Raw genomic sequence first — 16,209 nt, 5'->3', positions numbered from 1 at the left:
GTTATTTTTCCAAGCCTTCGCATATACTTTCCATAGCTGGTCCATATGCAGGGAGGAATGTGAGACAATGGAGCCGTTCCTAAAGAGCAAGCTGTTCCGTTATGGAGTCTGGCTGCTGCTGGGGCTCATTATTTTATTTTTTATTTGGCAGCTTCGCCCGATGTTTGCTGTCATTTACGGATTCCTGAAAGCGATCTTTGCCCCATTTGTGATCGCCATGATTATATCCTATGTCCTAAATCCGATTGTGAAAATGCTTGGAGGACGCAAAGTTCCACGTACAATTGCAGTGCTGCTAATATATGCGGTGTTCCTGACCAGCCTATCCGTCATTTTGATGAATATCATTCCTATGTTTGTAGAGCAGCTTGAGGAATTGGGCGAACATTTGCCGCAGCTTACGATGCATACACAACAATTTATGAACCGCTTCGATAACGGTATTTTTCCGGGAAGCTTCCGAATGGGAATGAACAATTGGTTATTTCAGGTCGAACAGCGAATGGCCACGACGATCTCCGATTTTCTGAACAATATAGGCACGACAATCAACATCGTCTTTAATGCGTTCATTATTCCTTTCCTCATCTTCTATATCCTAAAAGACTTTGATACCTTCGAGCGTATGATTCTGCAGTATCTTCCCCGAACACATCGCAAATCGATCGTCTCACTGCTGAAGGAGATTGATGAGGCGTTAGGGAACTATATTCGCGGACAACTGCTTGTCTGCGTCATTATCGGTGTACTGGCTTATATCGGCTATATGATTATCGGCATGCCATTTGCGCTCTTGTTGGCGGGCGTCGTTGCTGTATGCAATATTATCCCGTATCTAGGCCCTTTTCTGGGAGCTGCACCGGCCATGCTGATGGCTTTGACAATTTCGTGGAAAATGGTTCTGTTCGTCCTGCTTGTTAACATGCTGTGCCAGACAATCGAGAGTAATATTATCTCACCACAGGTGGTGGGCCGAACGCTGCATCTTCACCCGATGCTGATTATCTTCGCTCTACTGGTAGGTGGCGAGATCGCTGGCGTTCCCGGACTGATCGTCGCGGTCCCGATGTTTGCAGTAGGTAAGGTCATCTTACAGCATTTCTATGCTTATTATGTACGTCGGAAAACGGTATAGAGCGAATCTTAGCTGCCGTATTCCTCATATACGTAATATTGGTACTTAAACCCTCCTTGGCTTGGAATGGCCCTGGAGGGTTGTTTTTTGTATCCAGGTATGATATATTTGCAATGTGAAATGTGGTAACGGTACCACATTAGAATAATAGATAAAAATAGCTAATTATATTGGAAATATATTGTTATATGATGTCGGTATGGTACCGATACCATTTTTCGAGTGGAGAGTGATTGTCATAGCAACGATTCGTGATGTAGCGAAGCTGGCTGGTGTATCTGTGTCGACCATTTCGCGGTATTTGAATAAAAGCGGCTACGTCAATGTGGAGACAGAGCGCTCGATCAAGGCGGCAATAGAGAAGCTGGATTATGCGCCTAATCAGGTCGCTCGCGGCCTCGCCGGTAAGAAGACCAATACGATCGCACTTATCCTTCCGGATATTTCGAACTTGTTCTTCTCGGATTTGGCTCGTGCGGTAGAGGATGTTGCAGCAACCTATGGTTATACCGTCATTCTGGGGAATTCAGATGATCAGGCGGATAAGGAAAAGAGATACATTGAGACACTTAAGAAGAAATATATCGACGGCTTCATCTTCGCTTCGCAGACTTTCAGTACTGAAGAAGCGGAAATGCTGACCAAGCTCGGGATTCCATTTGTTTGTCTGGACCGGGGGCCCTCTAAAGAGAATGCTAGCGTCGTAAGATCGAAGAACAAGGAAGGAGCCAAGCTGGCCGTGCAGCATTTGCTTGATATCGGCTGCCGCAAGATCGCTCACATCTACGGGCCGCAGCAGTTGATCACTGCTAAGGATCGTCTAATCGGGTTCGAAGAGTCGGTTCATCATTCGCCATGGTTCACACCGACCTTGCTTGAGGCAGGCGACTTCCGGATTCACGGCGGTATCAGCGCAACGGAGCGGCTTCTCGAGCGCCATCCAGATATTGACGGCATCTTTGCCGGGAATGACTTGATGGCGATAGGCGCTTTGAAAGCACTGAGTCGGAAAGGAATTAAGGTTGGCAGCGATATTGCCGTATGCGGCTTTGACGGAATCCAGACGACGGAGATTATGACGCCTGAGCTGACAACGATTGCTCAGCCGATCTATGAGATGGGTGCAATGATCTCACGCTTATTGATCAAGAAGATCGAGGGCGCATTAGAAGAGGATCTGACCTATGAACTGGATGTCAAATTGCTGGCGCGGGAATCTACCTTGGCCTTCACGCCAAAAGTCAATCAATAATATACCGCTATAAGTGAACTGGCAAGGTGTGCACTTCAAAATGTTCAAGAAGGACTGAATGCTAATGGACAAGATCAAAGTGGTCGTTATCGGAAGTTTAAATATGGATATAGTAGTTGAAACACAGCAATACCCGCAGGTTGGAGAGACGCTACTGGGCGAGCGGGTACGCTTCATTCCCGGCGGCAAAGGGGCCAATCAGGCGGTGGCCGCAGCTCGGATCGGCGCTGAGACTTCGATGATCGGGGCTGTCGGCAGCGATGCTTTTGGTGAGGAATTACTAAGCTCCCTGCGGAAGGATGGCGTTAACGTTGACGGTGTGAAGCGCTTGGAAGGAACGACGACAGGCATCGCTTCCATCTATGTAGCAGAAGGAGACAACAGTATTGTCGTTGTCCCCGGTGCGAACTATGAGGTGCAACCGGCCGATATCGACCGGCATGAAGATAAGCTGAAGCAGGCGGATATCGTACTGCTGCAGCTCGAGATTCCAGTTGAGACCGTGTTCTATGCAGCGAAAAAAGCGAAAGCACTAGGTAAGACGGTCGTGCTCAATCCAGCACCGGCACAGCTGCTTCCCGATGAATTATTCGCTTATATCGACTACATTACGCCAAACCGTACGGAACTCAGCCGATATTCCGGCGTCGATGCGGACGGCGAAGCATTAGTGCCAGCGATGCAACGAATGAGGGCAAAGGGAGCTGCTCATGTTGTAACAACGCTAGGCGCTGACGGGTCGGCTTATCTGGACGACGAGGGTAACATGCATAATATACCGGGCTATAAAGTGTCGGTGGTGGACACGACAGGAGCTGGCGATTGCTATAATGCCGGATTGGCTGTATCGCTTGCCCGCGGGCAGAGCTTGGAAGAGTCTGTTCGCTATGCAGCGATCGTGTCCGCTCTGGCTGTCACTAAATTTGGCGCTCAGACGGGCATGCCGACAGGAGAGGAAGCACGGAAGTTCGCAGCAGAACATCAGTAGATAGACGGGAGACGAGAGAGACATGAAGAAGATAGGAGTCATCAACAGTGAACTGTCTAGAGTCATCAGCGAGCTAGGACATACGGACACGATTGTAATTGGGGATTGCGGGCTGCCAATCCCTCCAGGCATTAGAAGAATCGATCTGGCCCTGAAGAGAGGCGTGCCTGGATATTTGGAGACACTGGAGACGATTCTAGAGGAGATGCAGGTAGAACGTTATACCGTAACTATGGAGATGGAAGAGATCAGTCCGGAGCTGTACCATGCAACAGAGAAGTTGTTAACTCCATCGCAGGAAGAGAGGGTTACGCATGAGCAGTTCAAACAAATGACAGAGAGGGCAAGAGCCGTCATTAGAACTGGGGAATGCACACCATATGCCAATGTGATTTTGCAGGCGGGAGTTACTTTTTGAGAATAGACGATTTTTTTGAAGAATGGGGGTCACGAAGTTGAACACACCATTGCTGGAGATGAAAGATATCGACAAGAGCTTTTCCGGCGTAAAAGTGCTGCAGCAGGTGCAGTTCTCGCTGGAAGCCGGTGAGGTACATGCGTTAATGGGAGAGAATGGTGCGGGGAAGTCCACACTCATGAAAATCCTTAACGGTATTTATACGAGGGATAATGGAAGCGTTCGCATCAAGGGAACCGAGCAGTCTCTCGCGTCTCCATCCGCTGCTCAGGAGCTTGGGATCGTAATGATTCACCAAGAGCTGAATCTAATCCCACATTTAACGGTCATGGAAAATATATTCTTAGGCAGGGAATTTACCTTTGGCCCAACACGGTTGATTCGCTGGGCAAGATGAAGCAGGAATCGACCCGTTATCTATCTCAGCTTGGGCTGGAGATTAATCCGGAGACGTTAGTTGGGGATTTGTCTGTTGGTCAGCAACAATTAGTGGAAATTGCGAAAGCGCTCTCTATGAATACAGAGATCCTCGTATTGGACGAACCTACCGCTGCGCTGACCGACCGGGAGATTGAAGGTCTGTTTCGTGTAATCGCTTCCTTGAGAGAGCGGGGCGTGGGCATGATTTATATCTCCCACCGAATGGAAGAAATCTTCCACATCTGCGACCGGATCACGGTAATGCGGGATGGTAGGTACGTCGGAACTGAAAAAGTGGTCAGTACCGATATGGACCAAATTGTGAAGATGATGGTCGGACGGGAGATTAAGGATCGATTCCCGAAGGTAGATATTGAGTTTGGAGAAGAGAAGCTGAAGGTTGAAGGACTATCCCAAAAAGGAGTTCTACAAGATATTTCGTTCTCAGTTAGAGCAGGTGAAATCGTCGGCATTGCAGGTTTGATGGGAGCCGGTAGAACGGAACTGGCTAAGGCTTTGTTCGGGGTAACACCGATTGACAGCGGCTCCGTTATGCTTAACGGCAAGCCTGTCCAGATCCACAAGCCGATGGATGCAATCCGCGCTGGTCTGGCACTAGTAACAGAAGATAGGAAGGATGAAGGTCTGATTTTGTCGATGTCCATCCGCGATAACTTGGGGATGACCAATTTGGCAGCGGTTTCGAATCTCGGATTTTTGAGTAGTGCCAGGGAAGATGAATTGGCTGAGACGATGATCAGCAGCATGCGCATTAAGGCAGCGGGTAGCAGTCAAGCGGTCGGATCACTGAGCGGGGGCAATCAGCAGAAGGTTGTCATAGGTAAGTGGCTAGCAACAAAACCACAGGTGTTTATTCTCGATGAACCTACTAGAGGCGTTGATATCGGCGCGAAGAAGGAGATATACGATTTAATGAATCGGCTTGCTTCCGAAGGAGTGGCGATTCTGATGATTTCCTCCGAGTTGCCGGAGGTGCTTGGAATGAGCGACCGAATCCTAGTGATGCGTGAAGGTAAGCTTACTGGGCATTTTAAGAGGGAAGAGGCTACCCAGGAAAATATAATGATGTGCGCTACAGGAGGAGGAGAACACTATGCAAGCTAAAGCAGCAGATGTTCAAAAACAGAAACGGGTCAAGCTTCAGGGGATTGGTTCACTCATAGGATTAGCACTAATCATCATCGTGCTGGCGATATCAGCGGATAACTTCCTGACTGTTAACAACTTATTGAATGTACTTCGGCAAGTGTCGATCAACGCTTTGATTGCTTTTGGTATGACGTTCGTTATTTTAACAGGTGGGATCGACTTGTCTGTTGGCTCCATTCTTGCTCTATCCAGCGCATTGACAGCAGGAATGATGGCTGGGGCATGGATACCTGGCTAGCTGTACTAATCGGACTTGGCGCCGGAACTTTGATGGGCGCAGTGAATGGCTTCATTGTAGCCAAGGGACGACTTGCTCCATTTATCGTAACGCTGGCTACGATGACGATCTTCCGTGGTCTAACGTTAGTGTACATGGACGGGAAGCCGATTACTGGATTGAATAAAAATTTTGCCATGCTGGGAAAGGGTATTTCCTGCATATCCCAACGCCGATTATCTGGATGGTTGTTGCGTTTGCAGTTGTATACATTGTATTAAAACATACTACTTTCGGACGGCGTGTCTACGCAGTCGGAAGCAACGAGGAGGCGACATGGCTATCAGGGATTAGCACAACCAGAGTTAAAGTGTTGGTCTACTCGATCAGTGGCCTGCTGGCTTCGATCAGCGGCATTGTCTTGACATCGCGGCTCAACTCCGCCCAACCGACAGCAGGAGCCTCTTATGAGCTTGATGCCATCGCAGCGGTAGTACTCGGCGGTACAAGCCTATCAGGCGGTAAAGGCTGGGTTGTAGGTACGTTGATTGGTGCCGTTATCATCGGGGTGCTGAACAACGGTCTGAATCTGATGAACGTGTCATCGTTCTATCAACAAGTAGTAAAGGGTCTGGTCATTCTCATTGCAGTACTTCTCGATCGTTCAAAGAAAAGAACAGCCTAATTCATAAGTAAAGGGGACATAAACACATGAAAAAATTAGCTATCACATGGTCGCTTCTTCTTGCGGTATTTCTGATGCTTTCGGCGTGTACGACGGGAAATGAAGGCGGAACGACGGATAAAGCCGGGAACACAGGGAAAGATGGCACTTCTGGTGGTAAAGTGAAGATTGGTCTGTCGATCTCGACTCAGAACAACCCGTTCTTCGTTACCCTGAAGGATGGTGCTGAAAAGGCAGCCAAAGCGGCTGGGCAGATTTGATCGTCGTGGATGCACAGGACGATACTTCGAAGCAAATTGCCGGGATTGAGGATTTGATCCAACAAAAGGTAGACGTTATTCTGATCAACCCGACGGATAGTGACGCGATCGTGACCGCTGTGGAATCGGCTAACGACGCCAACATTCCAGTGATCACTGTAGACCGTGCGGCTAATGGCGGAACTGTTGTATCGCACATCGCCTCGGATAACATAGCCGGTGGCAAGATGGCGGGCGATTACATTCTCGAAGCAATCGGTGGAAAAGGAAATATCGTTGAATTGCAAGGTATTGCTGGAACCTCGGCAGCTCGTGACCGTGGCGAAGGCTTCCACAATGCGGTTGACGGCAAAGATGGTGTGAAGGTTATTGCTTCTCAGCCAGCCGATTTCGATCGGGCCAAAGGACTTAGCGTTATGGAGAACATTCTGCAAAGCAACGGAGACGTACAAGCGGTATTCGCCCATAACGATGAAATGGCCCTTGGCGCATTGCAAGCTATTGAAGCAGCAGGCAAGACAGGTATCGTTGTTGTTGGCTTCGATGCAACAGATGATGCCGTTAACGCTGTTAATGACGGTACACTATCAGCGACCGTAGCCCAGAAGCCGGAGCTTATCGGTGAACAAGCTATCGCCACCGCGTTGAAGGTTGCAGCCGGTGAGAAAGTAGACGAGTCCGTTCCGGTTCAATTGGAGCTTGTAACGAAGAAATAATAGATAGAAGACCATTAAACAACCTTATATAGAGATAGAATACAAAAGTGAAGGATCGCCAAATATCCGTGTGCTGCAGCATCTTGATGATAACAACTTGGCAGTTGCTCGGATAGAGGGCTTTCCTTCGCTTTTAGGTGCATTGACACTGCGCATATTGCCCTATATACTAAAAATGTTATGTTCGAAAGTATGTCTTTAAGCCATGGGGGAGACCCCGGTAATAGCAACAAAGCGATGATGAAATGAAGTACATTCGCAGACGGATTTTTTGCAGAGAAGGGTTTCTTCATATCTGAGTGTCTGTTATGGGCAGAACATGGTATGATGGCTGAGAGAACCCGAAATACGGGCGTATGGAAAGCTGATTTCAGAGTGTGAGTTAAAAATTCACCGGTAGGTCCCCGTTATCAGACTGACAAGGCGATCGCTAGAAATCCGGATTACGGATGATGACTTTGGGGATGTTCCAGAGGAAGCTCCATCCGGCACTGTTCCAGCGATAACCAGGGTGGTACCGCGATTAATCGTCCCTGAATTTCAGAGGGCGTTTTTTTGTTTTTTAAAATGTCACAAATCTTCACAACTATTTACAATTCGATGTAGCAAACAAGCTGGATCAAACGTTAATAATTAGGGGGAGTATTCAATGAAAGCAAGTGAAATTCGCTCCAAATGGCTGGAGTTCTTTGCCAGCAAAGGGCATAAAATCGAACCGAGTGCTTCGCTCGTACCGCATAACGATCCGTCCCTGCTCTGGATCAATGCTGGTATGGCACCGCTCAAGCCTTATTTTGATGGTCGAGTAAAGCCGGAGAATCCGCGCCTGACGAACTCGCAGAAATGTATCCGTACCAATGATATTGAGAATGTAGGTAAGACACGCCGACACCATACTTTCTTTGAAATGCTGGGTAATTTCTCCATCGGCGATTATTTCAAGGAAGAAGCGATTACTTGGGCTTGGGAGTTCCTGACTGGCAAAGAGTGGATCGGCTTCGATCCAGAGCGCCTGTCTGTAACGGTATATCCTGAAGATGAGGAAGCTTTCAAATTCTGGAATGAGAAAGTAGGCTTACCGGCTGAGCGGATCATTAAGCTGGAGGACAACTTCTGGGATATCGGTGAAGGACCATGCGGACCTTGTACAGAAATCTTCTATGATCGCGGCGAAGCATATGGAAATGATCCTTCTGATCCGGAAATGTATCCGGGTGGAGAGAACGAGCGCTATCTGGAAGTATGGAACCTCGTATTCTCGCAATTCAATCACAATAAGGATGGCAGCTATACGCCGCTTCCTAACAAGAACATTGATACTGGTGCAGGTCTGGAGCGGTTCGCTTCGATCTTGCAGGACGTGAACTCCAACTTTGATACGGATCTGTTCCAGCCGCTGATTCAGAAGACGGCTAAGCTGGCTAATGTGAAGTATGGGGAGAAGGAAGAGCTGGATGTAGCATTCAAAGTTATCGCTGACCATATTCGTACGGTTACGTTCGCTGTGTCCGATGGCGTGCTTCCTTCGAATGAAGGCCGCGGGTATGTCATCCGTCGTTTGCTGCGTCGTGCGGTCCGTTACGGTAAAATGCTCGGCCTAGACAAGCCATTCATGTTCTCGTTGGTGGAAACCGTTGGTGAAGTGATGGGCAGCTACTATCCGGATGTCGTAGAGAAGCGTGAATTTATTGAGAAGGTCGTTCATAACGAAGAGGAACGCTTCCATGAGACACTGACCGAAGGTTTGGCTATTCTGGCAGAGATGAGTGCGGAAGCCAAAGCAGCAGGTCATACAGTGATCAGTGGATCCAATGCCTTCAAGCTCTACGATACTTATGGATTCCCGCTTGATTTGACAGAAGACTTTGCACTTGAGCATGGTCTGAATGTAGATCGTGAAGGTTTTGAAGCAGCGATGGAAGAACAGCGTGAACGAGCACGTTCGGCCCGCCATGACGGAGCAAGCATGAAGATTCAGGGCGGAGTCCTCTCTGATTTAACGACTAAATCGGAGTTCGTTGGATATAATGAGCTTAATGTTACTACTAAAATTGTAGCGATCGTATCTGAGAATGTATTTGTTGATGTGCTGACTGCAGGGCAGACAGGACAGATCATTCTGGAGAAGACGCCTTTCTATGCGGAGAGCGGCGGACAGGTTAGCGATCAGGGGATTCTCTCAGACGTCTCTGGACGTGCTGAAGTAACTGGATTGTTCAAGGCACCGCGCGGTCAACATGTGCATCAAGTAACCATGCTGTCCGGTGAGCTGCGTTCCGGCGCGGAAGTGAAAGCGGAAGTGAACAGCGAGTTGCGCCGCGACATCGTGAAGAACCATACCGCTACGCACTTGCTTCACAAAGCATTGAAAGAGACGCTTGGCGAGCATGTCAATCAAGCTGGTTCCCTGGTAGAACCGCAACGTCTGCGTTTCGACTTCTCCCATCTGGGCAGCATCTCTGCTGAGGAGCTTGCTGTAATTGAACGCCGTGTCAATGAGCAGATTTGGAATGCGCTCGATATCGTCACCCGGCAAATGCCGATTGACGAAGCGAAGGCACTGGGAGCTATGGCGTTGTTTGGAGAGAAATATGGTGATGTTGTCCGTGTGGTTAAAGCAGGCGACTATAGCCTCGAGTTGTGTGGTGGATGTCATGTGAATAATACCGCGGAAATCGGTCTATTCAAGCTACTCAGCGAGAGTGGAATCGGCTCGGGCGTACGCCGGATCGAGGCGGTAACCGGCCGCGGAGCTTATCAATTCATGGAAGAACAGCTTGATCTTCTGAAGCAGGCTGGTGGAATGCTCAAAGCAAACATCGGCGATGTTCCAAAGCGGGTTGAGGCATTACAGCACCAATTGAAAGAGCTAGAGCGTGAGAATGAATCGTTGCAAGGCAAGCTGAGCTCGATTGAAGCTGGGGCACTGACCAGTCAAGTCGTGACCATTGGCGAGACGAAGCTGTTGGCCGCTCGCGTCGATGCTGGAAGCATGGAGGCGCTGCGCAGCATGGCAGATGAGCTGAAAGGTAAACTGCCTGATGCGGTACTAGTTCTTGGGGCGCCTGCACAAGATAAAGTGAATTTTGTTGTCGTAGTTCCGCAGTCGGAAGTGAAGCGCGGGCTGCACGCTGGTAAATTGGTCAAGGAAGTCGCTGCAGTATGCGGCGGTGGCGGTGGCGGCCGCCCGGATATGGCCCAAGCCGGCGGCAAGGATGCTTCCAAACTGGAAGAAGCACTGAAGGTAGCAGAAGAATGGATCGCTTCGCAGGCATAAAGTCCTGAAATTAGGTGAGCTATAAGCGTATGGAAAAGGCAAGAGGGTTCGAAATTCAAAATAAGAAGGATTTGAATTTCGAACATTGGTGAAATGATTCTGGAGAAGCTGAAAGCTTTCTGGAAGAAAGCTACTACGAAAGCTTATGCTGCGTTCGCCTTTGTGAACGGATTTCTACCTTATTTGATTCTATTGAATCAGGAAATCCGTGAACAACAGCGATCGGAGGAACATTTCACCCGGCTGCCTTCATCTGCACAATCATAAGTTCAGCTAATATTACTGGAAGCTTTTTATTCCGCGAATGTTTCCTTATGAAGCCCGTGATATGATATAGTAAGATTAGATCAAGACGATTTAAGCAGATGGTGGATGTCTGAGGAAGCGAGGTGTCGTCATGGACTCCATGGATAAAACCGTCAAGTTCAATGTAACAGGAGATGAACAGCAAGCGTCGGCAGAGGATATTCTTCTTGCGGTATATGATGCGCTTCAAGAGAAGGATTATAATCCGATTAACCAGATTGTCGGGTATTTGCTGTCGGGTGATCCGGCGTATATACCACGGCATAACAACGCAAGAAGCTTGGTTCGCAAGAAGGAGCGCGACGAGCTGATTGAGGAACTGGTGAGATACTATCTGGCTGGTCATCGTTAGGAGAAGTTATGAAAATTCTAGGTCTTGATTACGGGGATGCACGAATCGGAGTCGCGATCAGCGATGAGCTCGGCTGGACGGCCCAAGGACTTGAGGTCATTGAGCGCCGGAAGGAAGGGGCAGAACTGAAGCGGATTACCGAGTTAGTAAACCAGCATGTAGTGGAAGAGGTCGTTGTTGGGCTTCCGAAGAACATGAATGGAACTATCGGCCCCCGTGGTGAAATATGCAAGGCCTTTGCGGAACAGCTGCATGAAATATTGCAGATTCCTGTACACCTATGGGATGAGCGTCTAACTACGGTCTCAGCGCATCGAACGCTGATCGAAGCAGATGTGAGCAGGAAGAAACGCAAAGGGGTCGTGGACAAAATGGCCGCGAGCTTAATTTTGCAAAATTATTTGGACTCTAAGAGTATAAAGTGAGGGTGATCGCTATGTCTAAAGATCGTATTGGCTATGAAGAAGAACCGGAAATTATTTATATTCCCAATGAAGAGGGGAATGAAGAAGAATTCGAAGTGATTATGAAGTTCGAAGTTGACGGTTCCGACGCCAAGTATATGATGGTCGTTCCTTTGGATTCCGAGGACCATGATGATGATGAAGAGAGCGAAGAAGTATATGCCTTCCGCTACGAGGAAGACGGCGATGACCTGAAACTGTACACAATCGAGAGCGATGAAGAATGGGAGATCGTTGAAGAGACGTTCAATACCCTGGTTGATGAATTCGACGGGGAGGACAACGATGACTGATTTTTCAGCAGAGAAGGTAGTGTGGGCGTCGCGAGTTCGTGACGCTTACGGTCCCATCGTCGAGCTCCAGGATGAACAGGGCAAGGCCTCTTATTATACCGTCGAGAATGAATTTGACGTAGCAGGGTCATCCTATGCCGCTCTGCGTCCTGAGCGGGAGGCCTCTTCTGAGGAAGAGCCTGAACTGTTCAAGATTGTCCAGTCTCCGGATGGCGATTTGGAGCTTGTTACCATCGAGGATGATGAGGAATGGGAGGATATCTCCGAACTTTACGGTGAGCTTACGTTCCCCGAATGAGTTCTACGGAGCATCTCTTGAATACGATCGATTGTGTTATCTTATGAGCTAATATAAATCGGCATAAGGGCGGGAATCCCGCTCTTTTTGCTGTAAAGGAGTGGGCTATGAAGACTGCGTTGAAATGGTTCCTCGCATTTATTCTGATTATTGTTATTGTAGCGGGAGCGGGCGGTGCCTATGTTTATTATGGCATGCAGCCAGTGAAGGCTTCGGAAGAAGCAGTGAGGGTTACGATTGAACCTGGAATGCGGACTAGCAGCATAGCTGATACCATGGAGCAACAAGGACTTATCAAGAATGCGTTCTTGTTCAAATCGTATTTAAAGCTGAAATCTGAGGGCAGCCGTTTTCAAGCGGGTACCTATGATATAAATCCTGGAGCGGATTATGATGAGATTATCGCCAAGCTGAACAGCGGTGATGTTGTCAAAGCAGAGATGATTCGCTTCACCATTCCAGAAGGCTATACCATCAAGCAGATGGCGGAGTTACTGTCCGAGCAAGGATTCGTTAATGAGGAAACCTTCTTGAAATTGGCCAAGTCTCCTACAGGCATCGATAGTCTGCTGTTAGCCGATATTCCAGATAAGGCAGAGATGAAATTCAGGCTTGAAGGTTATTTATTCCCAGAAACCTATGAATTGAAATTGGGCAGTAGCGAGCAGGAGATTATTACCCGGATGTTCACGGAGACAGATCATCGTCTGCATAAAATTCCTGATTTTGAACAAAAGCTGAAGAAGAGTGGGCTAAGTTTGAACGAAATAATGACAGTCGCATCACTCGTGGAGCGTGAGGTCGTTGTCGATTCGGAACGTAGCCTGGTGGCTGGAGTTATCTATAATCGACTTGCGAAAAACATGAAGCTTGAGATTGACGCCACTGTTCAGTATTTGTTGGATAAACCTAAGGAACGACTAATGAATTCGGACCTGAGAAAGGTGGACAGCCCATATAATACTTATTTGTATGAGGGACTGCCGCCAGGACCGATCGCTGCACCGAGCCTGAAATCCATCGAGGCCGCGCTAGCGCCAGAAGCTTCGGAGTATCTGTTCTATGTTACAAAGAAGGATGGCAGCGGCGAGCATCTATTTGCTAAGACGTATAAAGAGCATTTGAAGAATATTGAGAAGAGCAAGGCAACAGCTAAATAACCGAGGTGTATAGAATGGGTAACAGACCAGAACTGCTTGTTCCCGCAGGCTCCCTTGCGGAGCTGCAGGCATATCTTGATTGTGGAGCGGATGCTTTCCTTATTGGTGAGGATAAATACGGCATGCGGCTGCCAGGTAATTTTACCCGGACGAAATTGCTGAAGCTGTCAAGATGGCTCATGAGCGTGGGGCTAAAATATATGTATGTATCAACATTTTGATGAGCAACGAGTTGCTCAAGGACCTGCCGGAATATGTGAAGCAGCTTGGGGCTGCCGGGGTGGATGCCATTGAATTTGGTGATCCGTCCGTACTGCAGACGGTAAAGGAGTTAGCTCCACAAGTGAAGCTACATTGGAATGCGGAAATGACTTCAACCAATTACATGACAGCGAATTATTGGGGAAGCAAAGGGGCTAGTCGCGTTGTGCTAGCGCGTGAACTGAATATGGATGAGATTACAGAAATGCAGCCGCATTTACAAATCGAGTCCGAGGTGCAGATCCATGGTATGACGAATATTTATCATTCCAAGCGCAGTCTGGTTCGCAGTTACATGGCGCATCAGGGCCGAGTAATTACCGAGAATGAATCCGTAGGTATGGAGCGCGGACTGTTCCTGATCGAGGCGGAGCGTCCGGATGAGAAATTCCCAATCTATGAGGACCGCAATGGAACTCATATTATGAGCTCAGACGATATTTGTATTCTGGAAGATCTTCATATGCTGCTGGGCGCTGGCGTGGACAGCTTGAAGATTGAGACGATTTTTAAGCCAGTAAGCTATAATGAGACAGTTATCCGTGTCTATCGTCAAGCGATTGACACTTACTTCGCCGATCCGGAAGCTTATGAATTTGATGAAGCTTGGATTGAGGCGATTCGTGAGGCTCAGGACCCTGAGCGCGAGTTGTCGTTTGGGTTCTTCTATAAAGAACAAGTATATTAATTTAAGAGGTAATTCAAAAAGTCCACTTTTGATCACGAAGTAACACTGATAGCATAATCGGCATCGAATCTTGAATTCAGCCGGGCCCTCCGGTGCTCACGTACAAACTACGTACGCTCCGCTCCTCAGACCCTAGCTTCATCCAACCTTCTCGGTGCTGAAAAACGGACTTTTTGAACAAGTATATTAATTTAAGAGGTAATTCAAAAGTCGGTGCTGAAAACCGGACATTTTGAACATGCAATTTAATGATGATAAATTTCTAGAGGTGAACGAATAAATGCAAACTGCGGAGAAACATACACGTAAATATACCGGCAAGCGATACCGTTTGGAGAAGCCAGAGCTGCTGGCTCCGGCAGGGAACCTCGAGAAATTGAAATTTGCAGTCCACTACGGAGCAGATGCGGTTTATATCGGGGGACAAAAATACGGTCTTCGCTCGGGAGCCGACAATTTTAGTCTGGAAGAAATGCGTGAAGGCGTGGAGTTTGCCAAGAAATATGGAGCTAAAGTATTCGTGGCTACAAATATATATGCGCACAATGAGGATTTGGCCGGGATTGAGGAATATTTACGCGGTCTGCATTCAGTTGGGATTTCGGCAATTATCGCCGCTGACCCGATTATTGTGGATACGGCCCGCCGGGTTGTACCCGAGCTAGAGGTGCATCTTAGCACCCAACAATCGACAGTGAATTGGCAAGCTGTGAAGTTTTGGAAGGAAGAAGGGCTGCCGCGTGTAGTTCTGGGACGGGAGACAAGCCTGGAAGAGATTGAAGAGATTAAGCAACATGTAGATGTTGAGATCGAAGCTTTTATTCACGGGGCGATGTGCTCCTCTTATTCTGGCCGCTGTGTGCTGTCCAATCACTTCACAGATCGTGATTCTAACCGGGGCGGATGCTGTCAATCCTGCCGCTGGAAATATGACCTGTTCGAAGATGCCAGACCGGTTGAGGCCTGGATCTCTGAAGAGGAGGCCAGAGACAACTCTGTATTGGGCAATTTTCAGCTTGGTGTGAATCAATTGCCACTGTTCAACGAAGAAGACAATGCCTTTACGATGGGGTCTAAGGATTTGTGTATGATTGAGCATATTCCTGATTTGATTGATGTCGGCGTAGACAGCTTCAAGATCGAAGGTCGTATGAAATCAATTCATTATGTAGCTACGGTCGTTAATGTCTATCGTCAGGCGATAGATTCTTACATGGCTGATCCAGACAATTATGTCCTCAAGCCGGAATGGTTGGAGGAGATTCAGAAGGCTGCCAATCGACCAGTTAACACAGGCTTCTTCTATGATATTCCAGATCATGAGGATCATATTTATGAACCGGAAGAGAAGGCAATGCCTTATGACTTTGCTGGTCTTGTCATGGATTATGATCAATCGACCGGGATTGCTGTCATTCAACAGCGCAACCATTTTAAGCCGGGTCAGGAGATTGAGTTCTTCGGTCCGAATGGAACTTTCTTCAAGCAGTCAGTAGGCAAGATCTGGGACGAAGAGGGTAATGAACTGGATGCAGCCCGTCATCCGTTGCAAAGAATCAAGATGAAAGTTGATCACCCTGTATCTTATTTCGATATGATGCGTAAGAAGAAATAGACAATTTGTGACTTGAAAATAAATAATTTTAGGGCTTTTCGCTTATAGGACGAAAGGCCCTTTTTTGTGTTATTTGATAAAATTCAACAATTGTCACTAAAAAATACCCCCATATAATACCGATAAACATAGGAGTATGACATTGTTTGTCGAATAGATTAAGTATGCAGACGATGTTGGTAATGAGTAGTTAGAGGGGTGACCTCTATCCTAGCTTTACAGTATACAACTATT

At 47.8% G+C, this 16,209-nt stretch carries 12 protein-coding genes and 4 pseudogenes; all 16 read left to right on the top strand.

The window, feature by feature from the left end; genetic code table 11:
* Nucleotides 1–67: 67 nt before the first annotated feature.
* The 16 genes and pseudogenes from RE628_RS22410 to RE628_RS22335 all read left to right on the top strand — a co-directional run bounded on the left by RE628_RS22410 (nt 68) and on the right by RE628_RS22335 (nt 15,975).
* Nucleotides 68–1,135 carry an AI-2E family transporter gene (locus tag RE628_RS22410; RefSeq protein WP_309155157.1) on the top strand — a complete coding sequence of 356 codons (1,068 nt, stop codon included), beginning with the start codon at nt 68–70 and terminating at the stop codon, nt 1,133–1,135.
* Between the two features lie 238 nt (nt 1,136–1,373).
* Complete coding sequence (locus tag RE628_RS22405; RefSeq protein ID WP_309159535.1) at nt 1,374–2,387, top strand: LacI family DNA-binding transcriptional regulator; 1,014 nt, start codon at nt 1,374–1,376, stop codon at nt 2,385–2,387.
* A 64-nt stretch (nt 2,388–2,451) separates the two neighbouring features.
* Nucleotides 2,452–3,375 carry a ribokinase gene (gene rbsK, locus RE628_RS22400; protein ID WP_309155155.1) on the top strand — a complete coding sequence of 308 codons (924 nt, stop codon included), beginning with the start codon at nt 2,452–2,454 and terminating at the stop codon, nt 3,373–3,375.
* Between the two features lie 22 nt (nt 3,376–3,397).
* Nucleotides 3,398–3,793, top strand: coding sequence for a D-ribose pyranase (rbsD, locus tag RE628_RS22395; protein ID WP_309155153.1), 396 nt, complete (start codon nt 3,398–3,400; stop codon nt 3,791–3,793).
* A 22-nt stretch (nt 3,794–3,815) separates the two neighbouring features.
* Nucleotides 3,816–5,338 (top strand): annotated as a pseudogene (locus tag RE628_RS22390) (sugar ABC transporter ATP-binding protein).
* A pseudogene (locus RE628_RS22385) lies at nt 5,328–6,285 on the top strand (ABC transporter permease). Before RE628_RS22390 ends, RE628_RS22385 begins: the two co-directional pseudogenes overlap by 11 nt.
* Nucleotides 6,286–6,311: 26 nt before the next feature.
* Nucleotides 6,312–7,261 (top strand): annotated as a pseudogene (gene rbsB / locus RE628_RS22380) (ribose ABC transporter substrate-binding protein RbsB).
* 649 nt (nt 7,262–7,910) lie between these two features.
* Nucleotides 7,911–10,538 (top strand): alanine--tRNA ligase, encoded by a 2,628-nt coding sequence (gene alaS, locus RE628_RS22375; RefSeq protein WP_309155151.1) that lies wholly within the window; start codon nt 7,911–7,913, stop codon nt 10,536–10,538.
* A gap of 93 nt (nt 10,539–10,631) precedes the next feature.
* Nucleotides 10,632–10,805, top strand: a complete 174-nt coding sequence (locus RE628_RS22370) for a hypothetical protein (protein WP_309155148.1) — start codon at nt 10,632–10,634, stop codon at nt 10,803–10,805.
* A 130-nt stretch (nt 10,806–10,935) separates the two neighbouring features.
* Nucleotides 10,936–11,196, top strand: coding sequence for an IreB family regulatory phosphoprotein (locus RE628_RS22365; protein WP_309155146.1), 261 nt, complete (start codon nt 10,936–10,938; stop codon nt 11,194–11,196).
* Between the two features lie 8 nt (nt 11,197–11,204).
* A complete protein-coding gene (gene ruvX / locus RE628_RS22360; RefSeq protein WP_309155144.1) occupies nt 11,205–11,621 on the top strand; it encodes a Holliday junction resolvase RuvX in 417 nt (138 codons plus the stop codon).
* A gap of 11 nt (nt 11,622–11,632) precedes the next feature.
* Nucleotides 11,633–11,953 carry a DUF1292 domain-containing protein gene (locus tag RE628_RS22355; protein WP_127002048.1) on the top strand — a complete coding sequence of 107 codons (321 nt, stop codon included), beginning with the start codon at nt 11,633–11,635 and terminating at the stop codon, nt 11,951–11,953.
* On the top strand, nt 11,946–12,251 hold the full coding sequence (locus RE628_RS22350) for a DUF1292 domain-containing protein (protein WP_309155139.1): 306 nt from the start codon (nt 11,946–11,948) through the stop codon (nt 12,249–12,251). The genes RE628_RS22355 and RE628_RS22350 overlap by 8 nt, the downstream gene beginning before the upstream one ends.
* A gap of 107 nt (nt 12,252–12,358) precedes the next feature.
* On the top strand, nt 12,359–13,411 hold the full coding sequence (gene mltG, locus RE628_RS22345; RefSeq protein WP_309155137.1) for an endolytic transglycosylase MltG: 1,053 nt from the start codon (nt 12,359–12,361) through the stop codon (nt 13,409–13,411).
* A gap of 14 nt (nt 13,412–13,425) precedes the next feature.
* Nucleotides 13,426–14,360 (top strand): annotated as a pseudogene (locus tag RE628_RS22340) (peptidase U32 family protein).
* Between the two features lie 280 nt (nt 14,361–14,640).
* A complete protein-coding gene (locus tag RE628_RS22335; protein WP_309155135.1) occupies nt 14,641–15,975 on the top strand; it encodes a peptidase U32 family protein in 1,335 nt (444 codons plus the stop codon).
* Nucleotides 15,976–16,209: the final 234 nt, after the last annotated feature.

Origin of the sequence: Paenibacillus sp. D2_2 (genome assembly GCF_031199965.1) — a bacterium.
Classification (GTDB): domain Bacteria; phylum Bacillota; class Bacilli; order Paenibacillales; family Paenibacillaceae; genus Fontibacillus.
The sequence above is the reverse complement of the archived record's forward strand: the minus strand, read 5'-3'. Positions and strand labels throughout refer to the sequence as shown.

What these genes read in the sequence shown, in the direction of transcription:
- RE628_RS22410 (WP_309155157.1), top strand. Translation starts at nt 68, where the DNA reads ATGGAGCCGTTCCTAAAGAGCAAGCTGTTCCGTTATGGAGTCTGGCTG.
- RE628_RS22335 (WP_309155135.1), top strand. Translation starts at nt 14,641, where the DNA reads ATGCAAACTGCGGAGAAACATACACGTAAATATACCGGCAAGCGATAC.
- ruvX (WP_309155144.1), top strand. Translation starts at nt 11,205, where the DNA reads ATGAAAATTCTAGGTCTTGATTACGGGGATGCACGAATCGGAGTCGCG.
- rbsD (WP_309155153.1), top strand. Translation starts at nt 3,398, where the DNA reads ATGAAGAAGATAGGAGTCATCAACAGTGAACTGTCTAGAGTCATCAGC.
- RE628_RS22350 (WP_309155139.1), top strand. Translation starts at nt 11,946, where the DNA reads ATGACTGATTTTTCAGCAGAGAAGGTAGTGTGGGCGTCGCGAGTTCGT.
- RE628_RS22365 (WP_309155146.1), top strand. Translation starts at nt 10,936, where the DNA reads ATGGACTCCATGGATAAAACCGTCAAGTTCAATGTAACAGGAGATGAA.
- alaS (WP_309155151.1), top strand. Translation starts at nt 7,911, where the DNA reads ATGAAAGCAAGTGAAATTCGCTCCAAATGGCTGGAGTTCTTTGCCAGC.
- RE628_RS22370 (WP_309155148.1), top strand. Translation starts at nt 10,632, where the DNA reads ATGATTCTGGAGAAGCTGAAAGCTTTCTGGAAGAAAGCTACTACGAAA.
- rbsK (WP_309155155.1), top strand. Translation starts at nt 2,452, where the DNA reads ATGGACAAGATCAAAGTGGTCGTTATCGGAAGTTTAAATATGGATATA.
- mltG (WP_309155137.1), top strand. Translation starts at nt 12,359, where the DNA reads ATGAAGACTGCGTTGAAATGGTTCCTCGCATTTATTCTGATTATTGTT.
- RE628_RS22355 (WP_127002048.1), top strand. Translation starts at nt 11,633, where the DNA reads ATGTCTAAAGATCGTATTGGCTATGAAGAAGAACCGGAAATTATTTAT.